The organism is Paenibacillus sp. 01L418, assembly GCF_056400045.1.
On the sequence record NZ_JBFTSN010000749.1, the window covers coordinates 1 to 1,348 of the forward strand.

Consider the following 1,348-nt stretch of genomic DNA (forward strand, 5'->3'; position numbering starts at 1 on the left):
GGTGTCCTCCGTTATCATTGGCGCCTCAAAGCCGGAGCAGGTATTAGAAAACGTAAAAGCAGCAGGAGTTAGTCTAGATGCTGAGATCGTAGTGCAAATAAATAACATATTAAAAGACGTTGCTCAGTTTGATGCTAGTAAAACCGGTTAGAGCGTTCACACAAATCAGCTTGTCTGGTTAGCGGCTGTTTCCTCCACTACTTTTAGAAAATGAGTCAGAACCGTTTCACTCTTCTCTGTTTTCCAGGTTGCATAAAGAGGAACACGCGGTGTATCCTCATCAAATGATCGAAATACGACATCACTGCGTTGAAACACGGAAACCGAAGARGGAACAATTGAGATGCCAATGCCTGCAGCTGCCAGATTTACAATCGTGTACATTTGAACAGCTTCCTGCACGATGCGAGGCTGAAATCCATGCTGCCTGCAAAAATCTACAATCAGGTCATGAAATGAAGCCCCCATATGATGTGGTGATAAGATAAAGGGTTCTTCCCTCAAAGAATGCAGTGAAACGGTTGGTTGATCGGCTAACGGATGTGTTTTGAGCAATACAGCAACTAGTGATTCGTTCGTGAACAGTCTGGATGTGATATGTTTTGAAGGGTCCAGCAACCGATGGAATCCAACATCAATTTCTCCATCATGCAGCGCTTTCAGTTGCTCAGCAGATGTCATTTCAGATAATGTAACCTGTACATCTGGGAAACGTTCTCGATATTTCTTTAGAACATTGACCATCATACCGCCTGCTGCTGAATCCACAAACCCGATGGATAAATTGCCTATTTTCCCTTCACTTGCAAGTTGTGTCATCTTTATCGATCGTTCCAAATGAGCAACTATGTTTCTCGATTCCTCCAAAAATATCGCACCGGCTGTCGTAAGTCGAACCTGTCTCTTGGTTCGTTCCAGAAGTTTCACACCAAGCTCATCCTCAAGAACTTGAATTTGTTGGCTTAGTGGAGGCTGAGTCATATTCAGTTTTTGGGCAGCACGGTTAAAATGCAGCTCTTCTGCTACTGCGATAAAATAACGCAGCTTTTTCAAGTCCATAGACATCATACCTCTTCCTATTTTAGCTCTGATTTATCAACTTTTCGTCCATGCTTTCCTATCGCCATCGTACCCGATCACGTATCACACCGCAAATTTTTATTAACGGTTTGAATTTATCCACATACAAAAAGGCAGCCGAAATTATTCGGCTGCCTTCGCATTTAAACGGTTGATTTAGAAACGAGCAGCTGATGCTGCTGCTTCCTCAAGACCTTTTGCTACAATAGCTTCTGCTTGGTCAGGAAGTTGGTTGTGACCTTCAATGATGATGCTCTCTAGGTTAGTC

The 1,348-nt window shown here is 43.1% G+C and carries 1 protein-coding gene and 1 pseudogene; both read right to left on the reverse strand.

What is annotated here, in order from left to right; all coding sequences use genetic code 11:
• Nucleotides 1-165: 165 nt before the first annotated feature.
• Complete coding sequence (locus AC1DSE_RS35325) at nt 166-1,059, reverse strand: LysR substrate-binding domain-containing protein (RefSeq protein WP_477511726.1); 894 nt, start codon at nt 1,057-1,059, stop codon at nt 166-168.
• A gap of 177 nt (nt 1,060-1,236) precedes the next feature.
• Nucleotides 1,237-1,348, reverse strand: a pseudogene (locus tag AC1DSE_RS35330) (FMN-dependent NADH-azoreductase); the annotation flags it as partial.